The 18,072-nt window shown below is 69.8% G+C and carries 14 protein-coding genes; 4 read left to right on the top strand and 10 right to left on the bottom strand.

Annotated elements, in window-relative coordinates:
* Positions 1 to 178: 178 nt before the first annotated feature.
* The 5 genes from QSK31_RS18250 to purN are packed head-to-tail and all read right to left on the bottom strand — an operon-like array spanning position 179 to position 5,296.
* Complete coding sequence (locus tag QSK31_RS18250; RefSeq protein WP_285685408.1) at positions 179 to 1,393, bottom strand: NADP-dependent isocitrate dehydrogenase; 1,215 nt, start codon at positions 1,391 to 1,393, stop codon at positions 179 to 181.
* Between the two features lie 53 nt (positions 1,394 to 1,446).
* The gene (gene mdh / locus QSK31_RS18245; RefSeq protein WP_285685314.1) at positions 1,447 to 2,397 is read right to left on the bottom strand and encodes a malate dehydrogenase; all 951 of its coding nucleotides are present in this window, start codon (positions 2,395 to 2,397) and stop codon (positions 1,447 to 1,449) included.
* Between the two features lie 47 nt (positions 2,398 to 2,444).
* Positions 2,445 to 3,047 (bottom strand): pentapeptide repeat-containing protein, encoded by a 603-nt coding sequence (locus QSK31_RS18240; protein WP_285685313.1) that lies wholly within the window; start codon positions 3,045 to 3,047, stop codon positions 2,445 to 2,447.
* Between the two features lie 4 nt (positions 3,048 to 3,051).
* A complete protein-coding gene (gene purH / locus QSK31_RS18235; RefSeq protein ID WP_285685312.1) occupies positions 3,052 to 4,683 on the bottom strand; it encodes a bifunctional phosphoribosylaminoimidazolecarboxamide formyltransferase/IMP cyclohydrolase in 1,632 nt (543 codons plus the stop codon).
* The gene (gene purN / locus QSK31_RS18230) at positions 4,667 to 5,296 is read right to left on the bottom strand and encodes a phosphoribosylglycinamide formyltransferase (protein ID WP_285685310.1); all 630 of its coding nucleotides are present in this window, start codon (positions 5,294 to 5,296) and stop codon (positions 4,667 to 4,669) included. Before purN ends, purH begins: the two co-directional genes overlap by 17 nt.
* A 159-nt stretch (positions 5,297 to 5,455) precedes the next feature.
* On the opposite strand from purN, the gene QSK31_RS18225 reads away from it, so the two are divergent.
* Positions 5,456 to 5,722 carry a DUF4190 domain-containing protein gene (locus tag QSK31_RS18225; RefSeq protein ID WP_285685309.1) on the top strand — a complete coding sequence of 89 codons (267 nt, stop codon included), beginning with the start codon at positions 5,456 to 5,458 and terminating at the stop codon, positions 5,720 to 5,722.
* 60 nt (positions 5,723 to 5,782) lie between these two features.
* On the opposite strand, the gene QSK31_RS18220 is transcribed toward QSK31_RS18225, so the two are convergent.
* The 4 genes from QSK31_RS18220 to icmB form a co-directional block, all read right to left on the bottom strand.
* The gene (locus QSK31_RS18220; RefSeq protein WP_285685308.1) at positions 5,783 to 7,156 is read right to left on the bottom strand and encodes a cell division protein PerM; all 1,374 of its coding nucleotides are present in this window, start codon (positions 7,154 to 7,156) and stop codon (positions 5,783 to 5,785) included.
* 109 nt (positions 7,157 to 7,265) lie between these two features.
* Positions 7,266 to 8,147, bottom strand: a complete 882-nt coding sequence (gene sucD, locus QSK31_RS18215; protein ID WP_285685307.1) for a succinate--CoA ligase subunit alpha — start codon at positions 8,145 to 8,147, stop codon at positions 7,266 to 7,268.
* A gap of 4 nt (positions 8,148 to 8,151) precedes the next feature.
* Positions 8,152 to 9,330 carry an ADP-forming succinate--CoA ligase subunit beta gene (gene sucC, locus QSK31_RS18210; protein WP_285685306.1) on the bottom strand — a complete coding sequence of 393 codons (1,179 nt, stop codon included), beginning with the start codon at positions 9,328 to 9,330 and terminating at the stop codon, positions 8,152 to 8,154.
* A 308-nt stretch (positions 9,331 to 9,638) separates the two neighbouring features.
* Positions 9,639 to 10,046 carry a coenzyme B12-dependent isobutyryl CoA mutase small subunit gene (icmB, locus tag QSK31_RS18205; RefSeq protein WP_285685304.1) on the bottom strand — a complete coding sequence of 136 codons (408 nt, stop codon included), beginning with the start codon at positions 10,044 to 10,046 and terminating at the stop codon, positions 9,639 to 9,641.
* A 412-nt stretch (positions 10,047 to 10,458) separates the two neighbouring features.
* Between icmB and QSK31_RS18200 the strand changes: the two genes are divergently transcribed.
* Together QSK31_RS18200 and QSK31_RS18195 are read left to right on the top strand one after the other, a co-directional pair.
* Positions 10,459 to 11,184, top strand: a complete 726-nt coding sequence (locus tag QSK31_RS18200) for a M23 family metallopeptidase (RefSeq protein ID WP_285685303.1) — start codon at positions 10,459 to 10,461, stop codon at positions 11,182 to 11,184.
* Positions 11,185 to 11,582: 398 nt separating this feature from the next.
* A complete protein-coding gene (locus tag QSK31_RS18195) occupies positions 11,583 to 13,016 on the top strand; it encodes a M23 family metallopeptidase (protein WP_285685302.1) in 1,434 nt (477 codons plus the stop codon).
* A 489-nt stretch (positions 13,017 to 13,505) separates the two neighbouring features.
* Here the strand turns inward: QSK31_RS18195 and pcrA are convergent, their stop codons facing one another.
* Positions 13,506 to 15,905, bottom strand: a complete 2,400-nt coding sequence (gene pcrA / locus QSK31_RS18190; RefSeq protein ID WP_285685301.1) for a DNA helicase PcrA — start codon at positions 15,903 to 15,905, stop codon at positions 13,506 to 13,508.
* A 144-nt stretch (positions 15,906 to 16,049) separates the two neighbouring features.
* Here pcrA and QSK31_RS18185 point away from each other — a divergent pair, with 144 nt between their 5' ends.
* Positions 16,050 to 17,849, top strand: coding sequence for a bifunctional metallophosphatase/5'-nucleotidase (locus QSK31_RS18185; RefSeq protein WP_285685300.1), 1,800 nt, complete (start codon positions 16,050 to 16,052; stop codon positions 17,847 to 17,849).
* Positions 17,850 to 18,072: the final 223 nt, after the last annotated feature.

The raw sequence follows: 18,072 nt of genomic DNA, 5'->3' as shown, positions 1-18,072 counted from the left end.
GAAGCGCATACCCCGGGGTTACGACTTGCAAACATGCGTTTGGCCGACAGCAACCGACCCAGTCTCGCGAAAGGCACGTTCACGGCCTTTCGCGCGACTGGGTCGCGGTGTGCCACGCCGCCGGGGTGTTGCGGTCGGGTCAAGCCCGTCGCGCGTACGCCCAAACGGTTTGAAGGTCTTAAGCCAGCTTGCGGGCGAGGTTCTCGTCGAGCGCGTTCATGAACTCGTCCGTCGTCAGCCACGGGGCGTCGCGGGAGATGAGCAGGGCCAGGTCCTTGGTCATCTGGCCGCCCTCGACGGTCTCCACGCAGACGCGCTCGAGGGTCTCGGCGAACTCGGTCACGGCCGGGTTCTCGTCGAGGACGCCGCGGTGCTTGAGGCCGCCGGTCCACGCGAAGATCGACGCGATCGGGTTGGTCGAGGTCTTCTCGCCCTTCTGCCACTGCCGGTAGTGCCGGGTGACGGTGCCGTGCGCGGCCTCCGCCTCGACCGTCCGACCGTCCGGCGTCATCAGCACCGACGTCATCAGGCCGAGCGAGCCGAAGCCCTGCGCGACCGTGTCGGACTGCACGTCGCCGTCGTAGTTCTTGCACGCCCAGACGTAGCCGCCCTCCCACTTCATCGCGGCGGCGACCATGTCGTCGATGAGCCGGTGCTCGTAGGTGAGGCCGGCGGCGGTGAAGTCGGCCGCGAACTCGGTCTCGAAGATCTCCGCGAACAGGTCCTTGAAGCGGCCGTCGTAGGCCTTGAGGATCGTGTTCTTCGTCGACAGGTAGACCGGGTAGTTGCGGGCCAGGCCGTAGCGGAACGACGCACGGGCGAAGTCACGGATCGACTCGTCGAAGTTGTACATGCCCATGCCGATGCCGCCGGCCGGGAAGTCGGCGACGTGGAACTCCATCGGCTCCGAGCCGTCCTCCGGCGTGAACGTCATGGTGAACTTGCCGGCCTTGGGCGCGACGAAGTCGGTGGCCTTGTACTGGTCGCCGTGGGCGTGCCGGCCGATGATGATCGGCTTGGTCCACCCGGGTACGAGGCGCGGGACGTTCGACATGATGATCGGCTCGCGGAAGACCACGCCGCCGAGGATGTTGCGGATGGTGCCGTTGGGCGAGCGCCACATCTTCTTCAGCCCGAACTCGGCGACGCGCGCCTCATCGGGGGTGATGGTCGCGCACTTGACGCCGACGCCGTGCCGCTTGATGGCGTTGGCGGCGTCGATGGTGACCTGGTCGTCCGTCTCGTCCCGGTACTGGATCGACAGGTCGTAGTACTCGAGCGGGACGTCGAGATACGGCAGGATCAGCTGCTCCCGGATCTGCTTCCAGATGATCCGGGTCATCTCGTCGCCGTCGAGCTCCACCACTGGGTTGTTGACCTTGATCTTCGCCATCGACAGGCGCTCCCTTCCCGCAGCCACACACTAACAGTACGAGCGTACTGCATTCAGAGGTTGGCGACGTCCGCCTGCTTGGCGCGGACGGCCTCGGCGGCCTCCTTGAGACCGGCCAGCTCCGAGTCGGTGAGGTCGGTCTCGACGACCTTCTTCAGGCCGGACGCGCCGATCTCGGCCAGCACACCCAGGTAGACGCCGTCGATGCCGTACTCGCCGTCGACCCAGGCGCAGACCGGCAGGACCGCGCCGCTGTCCTCGGCGACAGCCTTGGCCATCCGGGCCGCGGCGGCGGACGGCGCGTAGTATGCCGAACCGGTCTTGAGCAGCGCGACCACCTCGGCGCCGCCGTTCCGGGTCTTGGTGACGAGCTCCTCGATCTTCTCGGCCGGCAGCAGCTCGGACAGCGGCTTGCCGTTCACCGTGCACTTGGAGGGCACCGGGACCATCGTGTCGCCGTGCGAGCCGAGGGTGAGGGCGTCGACGCTCTTCACCGGCACGGCCAGGGTCTCGGCGATGAAGTTGGTGAACCGGGCGGTGTCCAGGACACCGGCCTGGCCGAAGACCCGGTTGCGCGGGAACTGCGTGGCGATCTGAGCCAGCGCGGTCATCTCGTCGACCGGGTTCGAGACGACGATGACGACGGCGTTGGGCGCGTACTTGGCGACGTTCTCCGCCACCGTGCGGACGATCTTGGCGTTGACCTCGAGCAGGTCCATCCGGCTCATGCCGGGCTTGCGAGGCAGGCCGGCCGTGATCACGACGACGTCGGAGCCCTCGATGGCCTCGTAGCCCTCGCCGTTGGCGCCGGTGGTGACGCCGACCACCTTCGTCTCGAAGCCCTCGACCGGGCGGGACTGGTTGAGGTCCAGCGCGATGCCGGCGGGCTTGCCGTCGATGATGTCGGTGAGCACCACGGTCTCGAAGATGTCGTACTCGGCCAGACGCTGTGCGGTCGTGGACCCGTAGAAGCCGGCGCCTACGACAGTGACCTTCTTGCCCATGCTTTCACTCCCAGTCATCTTTTCCGCCGAACGTATCAGCCGTGAAATCAGCTGGAGACCACGGCTCCGTAAGCAGAGGCGAACAACACCGCCTGAGCCAGGTCGATCTTCGCCCCGGTGAGGTCCACGCCCTTCAGCGCGACCCCGTCGAGACTCGCGCCGCGCAGGTCGGCGCCTTTCAGCACAGCATCCTTGAGTTGCACGTTCGCCAGATCGGCGCCCTGCAGGTCGGCCCGGGTCAGGTCGGCACCGGTCAGGTCGGCGTCCCGCAGCCGCAGGCCGGCCAGTTTGACCGCGGTCAGGTTCTGCCCGCGCAGGCCGACGAAACCCCAGTCACCGCCGTCGACGGTGAGCGGGCGCAGCGAGCAGTCCAGGAACTGGGTGCCGGTCAGCTTGCAGTCGGTGAACGTGGTGTCGAAGAACGAGCACCGGGTGATCGTCGACCGCAGGATCGCGCATCGGGTGAGCACCGACGCGTTGAACCGCACGTTCCCGAACTGGCAGTGCGTGAACGTGCAGCCCGTCATCGCCGACTCGGACCAGTCGACGTCGTGGAACGCGCAGTCCTCGTAGTGCACCCGGCTCTCCTCGGCGAGAGCCCAGTCCTTCCCGCGGAAGGTCTCGTTGTGCACCACTCGTTCCGCTGTCATCCGATCATCCGTGGAAGAAGTGCCTCGTGCCGGTGTGGTAGAGCGTGATGCCGGCCTTCTCCGCCGCCTCGATGGAGAGGTTGTCGCGCATCGAGCCGCCCGGCTGGACGACCGCCTTCACGCCGGCCTCGATCAGCACCTCGAGCCCGTCGGGGAACGGGAAGTAGGCGTCGCTGGCGGCCACGCTGCCCCGCGCCCGGCCGGCGCCGGCCCGGTTCACCGCGAGATGCGCGGCGTCGACCCGGTTGACCTGGCCCATGCCGACGCCGACGGTGCCGCCGTCGTGGGCGAGCAGGATCGCGTTGCTCTTCACGCTGCGGATCGCCCGCCACGCGAAGGCCAGGTCCTGCAGGGTTGCGTGGTCGGCGGCCGCGCCGGTGGCCAGCGTCCAGTTCGCCGGGTCGTCGCCGGACGCGTCGATCCGGTCGGCCATCTGCACCAGCACGCCGCCGCCGATCTGCTTGATCTCGGCGGGCGCCGGGCCCCACGCCGGGGCGACCAGCACGCGCAGGTTCTTCTTCTCGCGCAGCAGCTCGAGCGCACCGGCCTCGAAGGACGGTGCCACGATCACCTCGGTGAAGACGTCGGCGATCTGCTCGGCCAGCGCGACGGTCACCTCACGGTTGACCGCGATCACACCGCCGAACGCGGACACCGGGTCGCACGCGTGCGCCTTGCGATGCGCCTCGGCCACGTCCGTGCCGATCGCGATGCCGCACGGATTGGCGTGCTTGATGATCGCCACGCACGGCGCGGTGAAGTCGTTGGCGCTGCGCCAGGCCGCGTCCGCGTCGACGTAGTTGTTGTACGACATCTCCTTGCCGTGCAGTTGCTCGGCCTGCGCCAGCCCGGCCGGCGCAGCCGGGTCGGTGTAGAGCGCCGCCTGCTGGTGCGGGTTCTCGCCGTAGCGCAGCGTGGCCTGCCGTTTCAGGGCGAGCCCGGCGAACTCCGGCCACTCGTCCGGCGCGAGCACGGTGGCACACCAGTTGGCGACGGCCACGTCGTACTCCGCGATCTCCGCGAAGGCGCGAGCAGCGAGGTGCTTGCGCTGCGTCAGCGTGAAACCGCCCTCGTCGAGGGCCTGCACGATCAGCGGGTACGCCGCGGGCGAGGTCACCACGGCCACACTCGGGTGGTTCTTGGCCGCCGCGCGCACCATCGCCGGGCCGCCGATGTCGATCTGCTCGACGCACTCGTCCTCGTTCGCCCCGGACGCGACGGTCTGAGTGAACGGGTAGAGGTTGCTGACCAGCAGGTCGAACGGCGCGATGTCGAGCTCGGCGAGCTGCTGCTCGTGAGCCGGCAGGCGCAGGTCGGCGAGCAGGCCGGCGTGCACCTTGGGGTGCAGCGTCTTGACCCGCCCGTCCAGGGTCTCGGGGAATCCGGTGAGCTCCTCGACCTTGGTGACGGGAACGCCCGCGGCCTCGATCTTCCCGGCGGTGGAGCCGGTGGAGACGATCTGCACCCCGGCGGCGTGCAGGGCCTGAGCGAGCTCGACGAGTCCAGCCTTGTCGTAGACGCTCAGCAGGGCCCGCTTGATCGGGCGGCGGCCCTCGCGCTGAGCTTCCTGCGCTCCGCGCTCCGGCGATCGTTCTCCGTCGTGGTCGAGGCTCGTAGCCTCAGCGCTGCCGCTCATGAATGCGTACCTTTCGTTCAGCGATGGTCCAGCCCTCGCGCACCAGGCGGCCGACGTGCTCGACCAGTTGGGCGCGTTCGGCGACCTTGATGCGTTCGCTCAGCGTCTCCTCCGTGTCGTCATCGAGCACGGGGACGCTGACCTGGGCGATGATCGGCCCGGTGTCGACACCGGCGTCGACGAAGAAGAGGGTGGCGCCGGTGATCTTCACGCCGTACGCGAGCGCGTCCCGCGGGCCGTGGATGCCCGGGAACGACGGCAGCAAAGCGTTGTGCGTGTTGATGTACCGGTCGCCGAACGCGGCGAGGAACGCCGGGCCGACGAGCTTGAGGAAGCCGGCCGAGATGACCAGATCGGGCTTGTGCTCGGCGACGAGCGCGGTCAGGGCGGCGTCCCAGTCGTCCCGCGTCGCGAACTCTTTCAGCTTCGCCACGAAGGTCGGCACACCGGCGGCGGCGGCACGGTCGAGCCCGGCGATGCCGTCCCGATCGGCGCCGACGGCGACCACCTTCGCCCCGTAGGCGGGATCGGCGGAGGCATCGAGCAGTTCCTGAAGGTTGCTGCCGGAGCCGGAGACGAGGACGACCAGGCGGGCGGGCGCGGGGTCGGTCACCCGAGCACCCTATCTCCCAGGCCGTTTGCCCCTTCGGGCGACTCCGCGACGACACGTCGAGCCGGGTCAGAAGGGGGACACCACAAACTGCCGATCATCGGTTACGCTGCCCGTCTCTTTCATCATGCTCACAGCAAACTGCAAGCACGGAGGAATAACGTGACGCCACCCCCTTACTACGGAGAGCAGCCCCCGGCTGCGGGTAACGACAAGGTGACGCTGTGGGGCATCCTCGGCATCGTCTTCGCGTTCCTGTGCTGGCCGCTGGGCATCGTCTTCGCCGTCCTGTGCCTGAACGAGGCCAAGAAGGTCGGCAAGCCGCCGACACTGGCCTACGTGACCTTCGGCATCCTGGCGCTCGGGCTGGTCATCAACATCATCCTGATCGCCACGGGCGCGCTCTCCGGCCTCACCGGCTCCAGCTGACAAGCGAGAGTCTCGGGAGCGCCTCGGCCATCGGCCGGGGCGCTCCTCCTTTTACGGCGCTTACTTCTTGCGGAAGGTTCGTGCGGCGGCCGCGCCCAGCGAGGCCGACAGCGCGATCACCCCGGCCGCCACCGCGCCGACCGCCACCGGGTCCGGGCCGATCGCGGACAGCCGGCCGCCGCCGAGCGAACCGTCGGAGAACCAGGCCAGCAGGCCCAGCAGCAGGCCACCGGCCGGGCCGGCGAGAACCGCCGAGCCGAGCAGCAGGCCCCAGCCCGGCTCGGGGTTCTCCGGGTCGCGGCGCAGCCGGTTGGTCTGCATCGCCCCGGCGCAGAGCCCGGCCAGCGCCGGGATCGCGAGCAGCAGCACGCCGACGCCGCCCATCGGACCGGCCGGGAGCCCGGCCAGCAGCGGCAGCGTGGGCAGCGTCCCGACGGTCACCTCGGTCAGGCTCACCTCGACGCCGGTGCCGAGGGTGAATCCCGGGCCCAGCAGGTACGCCGCCGTCCAGATCACGCCGTTCGCGCCGTACGCCAGGCTGACGAGCGTGATGCCGGTCTGCCCGGCCACCCCGGTCCGGTACACGGCGATCATGTCCGCCGCCTCGCCACCGCCGATCGCCACCGACAGCCCGGTGAACGCGGCGCCCGCCGCCAGCAGGAGCAGCGCCGCCACCACCCCGGTCCGCATCCCGTGCCGTACCGGCGCGGGCAGCCAACGGGCGAGCACCACCACGGCGTCGGTGCCGCGCAGTGAGCCGATCAGTGCCGCCGCCGTCCCGATCAGGAAGAGCTGCCCGGCCGCCCGCATCGGGCTGACCTCCAGCCCCGGCCCGCTGAGCGCCATCGCCGCGAGCGCGCCGAGAAGCGTGTACCAGAGCCCGACCGTGACAGCGACCAGGAACGCCGCCCGGACCGAGCCGCTGCGGCGCGCGCCGATGGCCCGGGTGACGTGCAGGCCGGCCCGGTTCAGCCGCCAGGCGGCGAGCAGGGTGACCAGCAGCGGGGCGAGCGACACCGGACCGATCGCGGTGCCCAGGGGTACGCCGTGCCCGAGCAGCCACGCCGCCAGCCCGCCGGCCGCGGCGCCGCCCAGCCCGCCCGCACCCTCGAAGGTGCGGGCCAGGCCGACGATCGCGACCATCGGCAGGTACGAGACCAGGGCCGCCCAGAACGTGGCGAAACCGGCCGCGACCAGCAGCGGCGCGCGACCCTTGCGGGCCGGCGGGCGGCGCTGGCCGGGCAGCTTGACGGTCTCGTGGTTGGCCCGGTCGATCGGCACGGTCCGCCGGGCGCCGGTGTCGACCTGCCGGGTCTCGTGGTTCGCCAGATCAACCTTGACGGTCTCGCGGGTCGCGCCATGGGCGTCCTCATGGGCGGCCTCGTTCGGCGCCTCGAGTTTCGAGTCGTCGTATTGATCAGGAGAGTCGGGCATCGTCGCTTACTTTTTCACGCGAACGCCCGGGAAGCGATGCAGAAACAGCGGCGCGCCGCTCCCGAGATGATCCCGGGGCACGGCGCGCCGCTGTGGTCGTACGTGAAAATCAGCTCATGACCTCGCGCATGAGCCGCGCGGTCTCGCTCGGCGTCTTGCCGACCTTGACCCCCGCGGCCTCCAGCGCCACCTTCTTGGCGTCCGCGGTGCCCGCGGAGCCGGAGATGATCGCACCGGCGTGGCCCATGGTCTTGCCGGGCGGCGCGGTGAAGCCGGCGATGTAACCGACCACCGGCTTGGTGACGTGCTCCTTGATGAACTCGGCCGCCCGCTCCTCGGCGTCGCCGCCGATCTCACCGATCATCACGATCGCGTCGGTGTCCGGGTCGTCCTGGAACGCCCGGAGCGCGTCGATGTGGGTGGTGCCGATGACCGGGTCGCCGCCGATGCCCACGCTGGTCGAGAAGCCGATGTCGCGCAGCTCGTACATCAGCTGGTAGGTCAGCGTGCCGGACTTGGACACCAGACCGATCCGGCCGGCCGGCGTGATGTCGGCCGGGATGATGCCGGCGTTGGAGGCGCCCGGCGACGCGATGCCCGGGCAGTTCGGCCCGATGACCCGGGTCTTGTTGCCCTTCGACACGTTGTACGCCCACGCGGCGGCCGAGTCCTGCACCGGCACGCCCTCGGTGATCACCACGGCCAGCGGGATCTCGGCGTCGATCGCCTCGACGACGGCGGCCTTGGTGAACGCCGGCGGCACGAAGATGACTGACACGTCGGCGCCGGTCTCCTTGATCGCCTCGCCGACGGACGCGAACACCGGCAGCGAGGTGCCGTCGAAGTCCACGGTGGTGCCCGCCTTGCGCGGGTTGACGCCGCCCACGACGTTGGTGCCGGCGGCCAGCATGCGGCGGGTGTGCTTGGAACCCTCCGAGCCGGTCATGCCCTGGACGATGACCTTGGATTCCTTGGTGAGCCAGATAGCCATGACGTCACTTCCCCGCAGCCGCGAGCTCGGCGGCGCGCTCGGCCGCTCCGTCCATCGTGTCCACCCGCTCGACGAGCGGGTTGTTGGCGCCGTCCAGGATCGCGCGACCGGCCTCGGCGTTGTTGCCGTCCAGGCGGACGACGAGCGGCTTGGTGACCTGCTCGCCGCGCTCGCCGAGCAGGGCGAGGGCCTGGATGATGCCGTTGGCGACCTCGTCGCAGGCGGTGATGCCGCCGAAGACGTTGACGAACACCGACTTCACCGACGGGTCGGAGAGCACGACCTCGAGGCCGTTGGCCATCACCTGGGCGCTGGCGCCGCCGCCGATGTCGAGGAAGTTGGCCGGCTTCACGCCGCCGTGCGACTCACCCGCGTACGCGACCACGTCGAGCGTCGACATGACCAGGCCGGCGCCGTTGCCGATGATGCCGACCTCGCCGTCCAGCTTCACGTAGTTCAGGTTCTTCGCCTTGGCGGCCTGCTCCAGCGGGTCGACCGCGGACTGGTCCACCAGGGCCGCGTGGTCGGCGTGCCGGAACTCGGCGTTCTCGTCCAGCGTCACCTTGGCGTCCAGGCAGAGCACCCGGCCGTCGCCCACCTTGGCCAGCGGGTTGACCTCGACCAGCAGCGCGTCCTCGGCCACGAAGGCCGCCCACAGCTTCACCGCGATGTCGACGACGTGCTCGGCCACCTCGGCCGGGAACTTGGCCTGGGTGACGATCTCGCGCGCCTTGGCCTCGTCCACGCCCAGGTTCGCGTCGATCGCGACCTTGGCGACCCGGTCGGGCTGCTCCTCGGCGACCTGCTCGATCTCCATGCCGCCGGCCACGCTGGCGATGCACAGGAAGGTGCGGTTGGCGCGGTCCAGCAGGTAGGAGAAGTAGTACTCCTCCTTGATGTCCGCGGTCTCGGCCAGCATCACCTTGTGCACGGTGTGGCCCTTGATGTCCATCCCGAGGATGTCGGTGGCGCGTGCCTCCGCCTCGTCCGCGCCGTCGGCCAGTTTCACCCCGCCGGCCTTGCCGCGGCCGCCGACCTTCACCTGCGCCTTGACGACCACCTTGCCGCCGAGACGCTCCGCGATCGCGCGCGCCTCCTGCGGGGTCTCGGCGACGCCGCCGCCCAGCACGGGCAGGCCGTGCCGTTCGAACAGGTCGCGCCCCTGATACTCGAACAGGTCCACGTGTCTCCTTTCCGCCCCGCTTCCGGGCCACCTCATGTGGAGATTAGCCACTCGCCCGGTGGCCGCACCGGCGCGGGTGCGCGCTGTGCAAGACGGCACACCACGGACACGTCAGGAAACTTCGGTGGACTCGCGTAACCCCCGGTGGAGGGCGTCGTTGAGAGTGATGTCGGAGCGCTGAGCGAGCCGGCGAGGAACGGCCGATGCCCTGTCGGTCGAGGGGTGGCGGCGGGGCATCGTGCATGAGAGGCCGGACGTGTGAGGGGTGCGTCCGGCCTCTCCCCTTGTCTAAGGGGTCTTGACCAGCATCAATGGCCCACCGGCGTCGTCACATTGGCGCGAACCCATTCAATGATGGATGCGGTGGTCGCGCCCGGCGTGAATATCTGAGCGACGCCGAGCGTCCGCAATTCCGCGATGTCGTCCTCCGGAATGATGCCGCCGCCGAAGACGACAATGTCAGCTGCGTCACGTTCCGCCAATAGCTCCATCACTCTGCGGAACAGCGTCATGTGCGCGCCGGAGAGTACGGAAAGGCCGATGGCGTCGGCGTCCTCCTGGATCGCGGTCTCCACGATCTGCTCCGGGGTCTGATGCAGGCCGGTATAGACGACTTCCATGCCGGCGTCCCGCAGAGCGCGGGCCACCACCTTCGCACCGCGGTCGTGGCCGTCCAGGCCGGGTTTGGCCACCACGACCCTGATCCGAGCCTGCATGTGCGACCCCTCCTCATCGAGACGGCCCCGGAGGGCCTCGCCTGAACGAACGGTAACCCCCCTCACGGGGTGAGGGTAAGCATGTTGCGACATCAGGGATGGTGTCGGTGCGTGTTTGATACGTCACTCCCCGCGCGTGCCAATCTGACTTGCCATTACCTCGGCAGAACGTAACGGGTCGCTGGCGGTGTGTCGCTAGGAAGGCTATTAATTCGGACATTCGCTACGAAGGCCTGTTCCGGAACTGTCAGGGAATTGGCGGTGCGACTTGTGACACGGACGCCGCTTCGTTACCGTGGCCCACGGCTGTCAACGGGTTAATCCCCGGAAGACGCCCGGTCAACCCGGATTCTGCCCCCTAGGGGCAAGCCCGATGACCGGCCTATAAAGAAGTGTCGACGGAGGGTCGTACGTGCGTCAGCGCTTGTCTTCCGAGCCCGATCGCTATCGCGGTCGTCGACGCGTACCCACACCCCCGCGCAGCCGGTACGCGGTGGTCGGGACGGCAGCCTTCGTCGGTGCCGGCGTGGTCGCCCTCGGCGCGGCCAACCTGACGGACTACAAGGACGTTCACCAGTCCGTCCTGCACGACCTCGACTCGGCCCAGATCTCGCAGGACATCCAGGCACGCAACGGCGACAAGGCAGACCGGTCCGAGCGCGCGGGCACCGAGTCCACCGACACCACCGCCGCCAAGACGCTGAGCGATGCGGACGTCGAGGCCCAGGCCTGGGTCCTCCCGCTACAGGACTACACGTTCACCGCACCGTTCGGCATGCGGCTGGGCAAGCTGCACTCCGGCATCGACCTGGCCGCCCCCGAGGGCTCGCCCTACCAGGCGGTGCACGCCGGCACGGTCACCTCGGCCGGCTATCAGGGCGGCTACGGTTTCGCGATCACCATCAAGCACACCGACGGGACCGAGGCGGTCTACGCCCACTCTCACCGGCTGCTGGTCAAGACCGGCGACGTCGTCAAGGCCGGGCAGGTCATCGGCACGGTCGGAAACACCGGTTACTCGTACGGGACGCACCTGCACCTGGAGATCCACGTCGCCGGCAAGCCGGTCGACCCGATCCCGCTGATGCGCGAGAACGGGGCCGACGTGAAGCTGAAGATCGAGTCTCCGTACTCCTGATCGCATCGCTCCCCCTCAGCCCCACCGAACCACTCCCCCCAGCCCCGCCGCATCGCTAGCCGCCCGCAGGCCGCACCATTCACCTCAGCCCGGGCCGCATCGCTAACCGGCCGCGGGCCGCACCACTTGCCTCAGCCCGGGCCGCATCGCTGACCATCCGTGGGCCGCGCCACTGCCCTTCGCCTGGCCGCGCTGTCCGCTCGCCGCCCGCACTGAGGTAGACGCCTGGTTCCTCCGGTCGTTCATCTCGGCATCTGTGCTTTGCCCGATTCGACCCCCGCGACTGTCACTCCCGTCCCTTTGACACCTGGAGTCACCCGCAGGGTTGCAGCTCGGTTGGATGTCCCGCATCACCTCCGATTCACCTTCACGGCTCCCGCCCCTTGCCGACTGCTCAGGTGTCGAACCGTGAAGCTTTGGAGGGCCGCCCCGTCGTGCAGCACCGTGCCGTCACCGCCACCGCCGTGGACCACCACTCCGATGACGCCGGCATGCGGGCCTATCTGGACCTGCTGGCCTCCTCCGCGCCACTGACCACCGCCGCTGCGCCCACCGCCGCGCCCGGCACAGCTGCGCCGGCAGCAGTCGCACCCAGCGCCGCCGCATCCGCTGCCATCGCACCCAGCGTCGCGCCCTGCACAGCTGCGCCGGCAGCAGTCGTACCCAGCGCCGCCGCGCCCGTTGCAGTGGCGGCGTTTGCGAACGTGGTGCCGGGCACCGTCGCCGAGCTCGCCTATCAGGCGCTGCTGGCCTCGGACGCGCCGCTGATCCCGGCCGACCCGACCCGCGCCTACCACGATCTGCTCGCCTCGGACAAGCCGCTCACCCCCGCCGACCTGCTCCCACTCGTCGGCGGAGACGCCGCTTCCCGCGCCTACCTCGACCTGCTCGCCTCCACCGCGCCCCTCACCTCCACCGCGCCCCTCACCCCCGCCGACCTGCTCCCGCGGGCGGTGAAGAGCGTGGCGAAGAGCCCGTCGCACCTGACCGAGCGCGGCCGGCACGCCGTCGCGGCCGCCACCCGCAGCCGGCAGGCTGTCATAACCGCCACCCGCAGCCGGCAGGCCGTCATGGCCGCCACCCTGGCCGTAGGCATCGGCGTGGTCGGCCTCGGCGCCGGTGTGGCCGCGAACGCCTCACCCAGCCACGCCGACGCCGGCATCGCGGCCGCCCCGGTCCAGCAGAAGACCACGGTCCCGGATTTGGCCGACCCGACCGCGGACCTGCCCGGCACCGCCGCGCAGACCCTGGTCGACGAGGACCTGGCCATGCGCGACCCGGTCACGCCCACCGAGGACTACGCCGCCGACTCGCCGCAGCGTTCTTCCGCCCCCGCCTTGCGTAAGCCCAAGCCGCTGCCGAAGCCGGTGGTCACCGCGGCCTCCGCCGCCTGGGTGAACCCGCTGCCCGAGGCGTCCGTGACCTCTTGTTTCGGCCAGCGCTGGGGCCGCCTGCACGCGGGCGTAGACCTGGCCGCCCCGAACGGCACCCGCATCCGCGCGGCCGGCACCGGCACGGTCGTCGCCGCCGGCGAGGAGGGCGGCTACGGCAACGCGGTGCTGATCGACCACGGCAACGGCTTCCTCACCCACTACGGCCACATGTCCGCCATCACGGTCAAGCTGGGCCAGAAGGTAAGGGCCGGCGACGAGATCGGCCACGAGGGCTCCACCGGCCACTCAACGGGCCCCCACCTGCACTTCGAGGTGCACGAGACCCACTACAAGAACCCCATCGAGCCCACAGCCTGGATGCGCGCCCACGGCGTAAACATCCCCGGCTGCACCACCGACAAGCCCCCCGCCGACACCCACGAGACCCACGAGCACTGACCCACCCGCCCAACGCAGCCCAGCCGCGCCACCACCGGGCAGACAAGCTCCACGCCGAGCCCAACAGCACCCACCACAACGTCCAGCACCCACCACGACGTCCAGCCGCACCCACCACGACGTCCAGCCGCACCCACCACGACGTCCAGCCGCACCCACCACGGGGTCCAGCCGCACCCACCACGGGGTCCAGCCGCACCCACCACGGGGTCCAGCCGCACCCACCACGGGGTCCAACAGCGCCCACCCCGCATTTCGCCCGCTGGCGACTTGGCCGCGAAAAAGTGCCAGGCGAAGCCGAGGTGCTTTTTCGCGGCCAAGTCGCCAGCTCCCCGGGGCGAAATGCCCGGAGGAGCGAAGCGACGACCAGCCAGCTCAGCAGCCGTATGCAACCACCTCAGCCACCCCAGCCAGCCGACCAACGAGCCCAGCCACCCAGCCACTCAGCCAGCCGACCAGCCAGCCCAACCACCCCAGCCAGCCAGCCCGCTAAAGCTTCTCAATAGGCGCATGCCGCAAGATCAACCACATCACCTGATCCCCGAAGTCCACCTGCGCCCGAGCCCCAGGCCCATGCCCCTCAACCACGACAACCCGCCCCAGCCCATACCGCTGATGATTGACCCGATCCCCCGCAGCCACCTTGGCCGTCTGCGGCAGCTCACTGGCAGTGGCCAGCTTGCTCGCGTCGATCCCGAGCCGTTCGGCGAGGCGCTGCGCTTTCGGCGTACCCCCGGAGAAACCCCCGCCGCGTGACCGGTCTCCCCCGCCGCGACCACCCACGCCGCCGCCGGTGCCCGACCATGACGTGTACGACGACCCGGTGCGCTCCCACCGGACCAGCTCGGGCGGCAGCTCGTCGGTGAACCGGGACGGCGGGTTGTACTGCGGCTGCCCCCACGCCGATCGGGTGACGGCCCGGGACAGGTAGAGCCGCTGCCGCGCCCGGGTGATGCCCACGTAGGCGAGGCGCCGCTCCTCTTCGAGCTCGGTGTTGTCGCTCATCGCCCGCATGTGCGGGAAGACGCCGTCCTCCAGCCCGGTCAGGAACACCACCGGGAACTCGAGGCCTTTGGCTGTGTGCAGCGTCATCAGCGTGACCACGCCCTGGTGGTCGGGGTCGTCGTCGGGCAGCTGGTCGGCGTCGGCCACCAGCGCCACCTGCTCGAGGAAGCCGGCCAGGGTCGCCCGCTGCGGCTCGTCCTCCTCGGCCGGCGCCTCGACCCGCTCGGTGTACTCCCGGGCCACGCTGACCAGTTCCTGCAGGTTCTCCACGCGGCCCTGGTCCTGCGGGTCGATGCTTTCCTCCAGCTCGGAGAGCATCCCGGAGCGCTGCAGCACCGCCTCGAGAACCTCCTCGGGCGGCGAGGATTGCGCGATCTCCCGCAGGTCGTCGAGCAGCTGCACGAAGTCGAGGATGGCGTTCACCGAGCGGTTGGCGATGCCGGGCGCCTCGCGGGCCCGGCGCAGCGCCTGCCCGAACGAGATGCGTTCCCGCGACGACAGCGCCTCGACGCAGGCCTCGGCCCGGTCGCCGATGCCGCGCTTGGGGGTGTTGAGCACCCGGCGGATGCTGACCGTGTCGTCGTCGTTGGCGACCGCGCGCAGGTAGCCCAGCGCGTCGCGGACCTCTTTGCGCTCGTAGAAGCGCACGCCACCGACCACTTTGTACGGCAACCCGACCCGGATGAACACCTCCTCGAACACCCGGGACTGATTGTTGGTGCGGTAGAAGACGGCCACGTCGCCGGCGCGCACGTCCTCCCGGTCGTGCAGCCGGTCGATCTCGCGGGCCACCCAGTCGGCCTCGGCGTGCTCGGTGTCGGCGACATAACCGACGATCTGCTCGCCGGCGCCCTGGTCGCTCCACAGCCGCTTGGGCTTGCGTGACGTGTTGCGGTCGATCACCGCGTTGGCCGCGGTCAGGATCGTCTGCGTCGAGCGGTAATTCTGCTCCAGCAGGATCGTGCGGGCGTCCGGGTAGTCGCGCTCGAACTCCAGGATGTTGCGGATCGTGGCGCCGCGGAACGCGTAGATCGACTGGTCCGCGTCGCCGACCACGCACAGCTCGCCGGGCGGCAGATCGGCCGTGCCCGGGCCGACCAGCTCCTTGACCAGCACATATTGCGCGTGGTTGGTGTCCTGGTACTCGTCGACGAGCACGTGCCGGAACCGGCGGCGGTAGGCCTCGGCCACGTGCGGGTGCGACTGCAGCAGGTGGACCGTGGTCATGATGATGTCGTCGAAGTCGAGCGCGTGCGCCTCTTTGAGGCGGCGCTGGTAGAGCACGTAGGCCTCGGCGACCGCCCGCTCGTTGGGCCCGGTGGCCCGGCCCGCGAACTCCTCGGGCTCGACCAGCTCGTTCTTCAGGTTCGACACCTGGGCCGCCAGGCCGCGGGCCGGGTACTTCTTCGGGTCCAGGTCGAGCTCGCGGGAGACCAGCTGCATGAGCCGGCGCGAGTCGTCGGCGTCGTAGATGGAGAACGAGCTTTTCAGCCCCGCGTGGTCGTGCTCGGCCCGCAGGATTCGCACGCACGCCGAGTGGAAGGTGGACACCCACATCAGCCGCGCCCGGTTGCCGACCAGCGCGGCCACCCGCTCCTTCATCTCACCGGCGGCCTTGTTGGTGAACGTGATCGCGATGATCTCGCCGGGATGAACGTTGCGCTCACCGAGCAGGTAGGCGATGCGGTTGGTCAGCACCCTGGTCTTGCCCGAGCCCGCCCCGGCCACGATGAGCAGCGGTGACCCCGCATGGGTGACCGCGTCGCGTTGCGGGCCGTTGAGGCCGGCCAGCAGCGACTCTGTATCCGGCCGGCGGGGCGGCTTCTTCTCCTTGACGGGAGGCGCGCCGAAGGGCAACTGGGGGTGTTCCGGGAGCGTTCTCATGACGGCGTGAAGTCTATGCCGGGCGTACGACATCTTCCCCGGCCCTGTGGACAACCCTTTTTTCATCCACAAGTGGTAGCGGTGACCTGGATCAATACACGAGAGTGTTGTCGTTACCGAACGAAGACTCGGGGAGAACCACATATGAGACACCACGTCCTGAGCCGGCTGCTGGTGCCGGCGCTGGCGCTGGCCGTGATCGCCGTCGTGCCCCACGCGACCCCGGCGGCCGCGACCGGTCTGGAGCCGGTGAGCGTCAACTACGGGCTGCCGCACGGCAGCACGGTGAAGGGTCAGTTCCTCAGCTACAACGACTTCCACGGCGCCATCGACCCGCCCGCCGGCAGCGGCGCCACGGTCAACGGCACCCCCGCCGGTGGCGTGGAATACCTCGCCACCTACCTCAAGCGGCTGCGCGCCGAGGGCCGGACCGACGGTCGCCAGACGCTGACCGTCGGCGCCGGTGACCTGATCGGCGCCACACCGCTGGTCAGCGCCGCGTTCCACGACGAGCCGACGATCGAGTTGATGAACGAGGTCGGCCTGCAGGTCAGCTCGGTGGGCAACCACGAGTTCGACGAGGGCGTCGACGAGCTGCTCCGCATGCAGCGCGGCGGCTGCCACCCGGTCGACGGGTGCCAGGACGGCGACGGCTTCCGCGGGGCGAAGTTCACCTACCTGGCGGCGAACACCATCAGCAAGCGCACCAAGCTGCCGATCCTGCCGCCGATCGACATCAAGCTCGTCAACGGCGTACCCGTGGGGTTTGTCGGAATGACCCTCGAGGGAACCCCCGGCATCGTGAACCCGGCCGGGATCCAGAGCGTCACGTTCGCCGACGAGGTCGAGACGGCGAACAAGTGGGGCAACGTGCTCAAGCTGCTCGGCGTGAAGGCGCAGGTGCTGCTGGTGCACGAGGGCGGCAGCCAGGGCAACTCGGCCGACCCGAGCGCCTGCAACACCTTCACCGGTCCGATCGTGCCCATCGTGGCCGGGCTCAACCCCGAGTTCGGGCTGGTCGTGTCCGGTCACACGCACCGGTTCTACAGCTGCAAGCTGCCGACCCGCGGCGGTCAGGCCGTGGTCACCAGCGCCGGCACCAACGGCCAGCTGATCACCGACATCGACTACACGCTGGACAAGCGCACCCGCAAGTTCGCCGAGATCACCGCCAAGAACGTGATCGTGGAGAACGGCGTGCGCAACGCCGACGGCACCTGGCAGGTCGACGGCGCGGGCGCGTTCGTGAAGAACCCGGCCACGGTCGACGCCAACGCCAAGCGGGTGGCGGACAAGTACCGCGTCGCGGTCGCCCCGATCGCCAACCGGGTCGTCGGGCAGATCACCGGCGACATCGTCCGGGACGCGCGGCCCAGCGGCGAGAGCCCGCTCGGCGACGTCATCGCGGACGCCCAGCTGGCGTACACCAGGACCAGCGCCTCGGCGCAGATCGCCCTGATGAACCCGGGCGGCGTCCGCGCCTCCCTGGCCTACGCGCCGAGTGGCACGGAGGCCGCGGGCGCGGTCACCTACGGCGAGGCGTTCACGGTCCAGCCGTTCAACAACCTGGTGGTCACCCAGACCTTCACCGGGGCACAGATCAAGAACGTGCTGGAGCAGCAGTTCGTCGGCTTCGCCGGGCAGACCACGCAGCGCATCCTGCAGCCGTCCGCCAGCCTCACGTACACCTACAGCACCAGCGCGCCGGCCGGCTCCAAGATCAGCAACCTGGCGGTGAACGGGGTGCCGATCGACCCGGCCGCCACCTACCGCGTCACCACCAACGACTTCCTGGCCAACGGTGGCGACGGCTTCACCAACCTGGCGGGTGGCACCGCCCGGACCACCGCACCGGGCTTCGACGTCGACGCGCTCACCGCGTACCTCGGCGCCGGCACCCCGGTCGGCCCGGGCCCGGCCAATCGCATCACCGTGACCGGCTGACTTTCGGTATCCCACGGTTCGGGCGGTTTCCTTGCGAGACCGCCCGGGCCAGGGGCATACTCGGCCTCGTGATCCAGCGGACGCGATTTTTCTACTACGGCACCGGGAGTCCGGCGACCGTGGAGAGCGTCTGAGCGACAGACTTCCACCAAGCCCCGGGCTCCACAGCCCGGGGCTTGAGTCTGCCCGGGCCGGCCGAGCCGACGCACCCGAGGAGCACGAG

Origin of the sequence: Actinoplanes sp. NBRC 103695, assembly GCF_030269485.1 — a bacterium.
Lineage (GTDB): Bacteria > Actinomycetota > Actinomycetes > Mycobacteriales > Micromonosporaceae > Actinoplanes.
This window is presented reverse-complemented; position numbering and strand designations above follow the sequence as displayed.

Bases quoted from the DNA above. Each gene is read 5' to 3' on its own strand.
- QSK31_RS18250 (WP_285685408.1), bottom strand. From the start codon at position 1,393: ATGGCGAAGATCAAGGTCAACAACCCAGTGGTGGAGCTCGACGGCGAC.
- mdh (WP_285685314.1), bottom strand. From the start codon at position 2,397: ATGGGCAAGAAGGTCACTGTCGTAGGCGCCGGCTTCTACGGGTCCACG.
- QSK31_RS18240 (WP_285685313.1), bottom strand. From the start codon at position 3,047: ATGACAGCGGAACGAGTGGTGCACAACGAGACCTTCCGCGGGAAGGAC.
- purH (WP_285685312.1), bottom strand. From the start codon at position 4,683: ATGAGCGGCAGCGCTGAGGCTACGAGCCTCGACCACGACGGAGAACGA.
- QSK31_RS18220 (WP_285685308.1), bottom strand. From the start codon at position 7,156: ATGCCCGACTCTCCTGATCAATACGACGACTCGAAACTCGAGGCGCCG.
- sucD (WP_285685307.1), bottom strand. From the start codon at position 8,147: ATGGCTATCTGGCTCACCAAGGAATCCAAGGTCATCGTCCAGGGCATG.
- icmB (WP_285685304.1), bottom strand. From the start codon at position 10,046: ATGCAGGCTCGGATCAGGGTCGTGGTGGCCAAACCCGGCCTGGACGGC.
- pcrA (WP_285685301.1), bottom strand. From the start codon at position 15,905: ATGAGAACGCTCCCGGAACACCCCCAGTTGCCCTTCGGCGCGCCTCCC.
- QSK31_RS18185 (WP_285685300.1), top strand. From the start codon at position 16,050: ATGAGACACCACGTCCTGAGCCGGCTGCTGGTGCCGGCGCTGGCGCTG.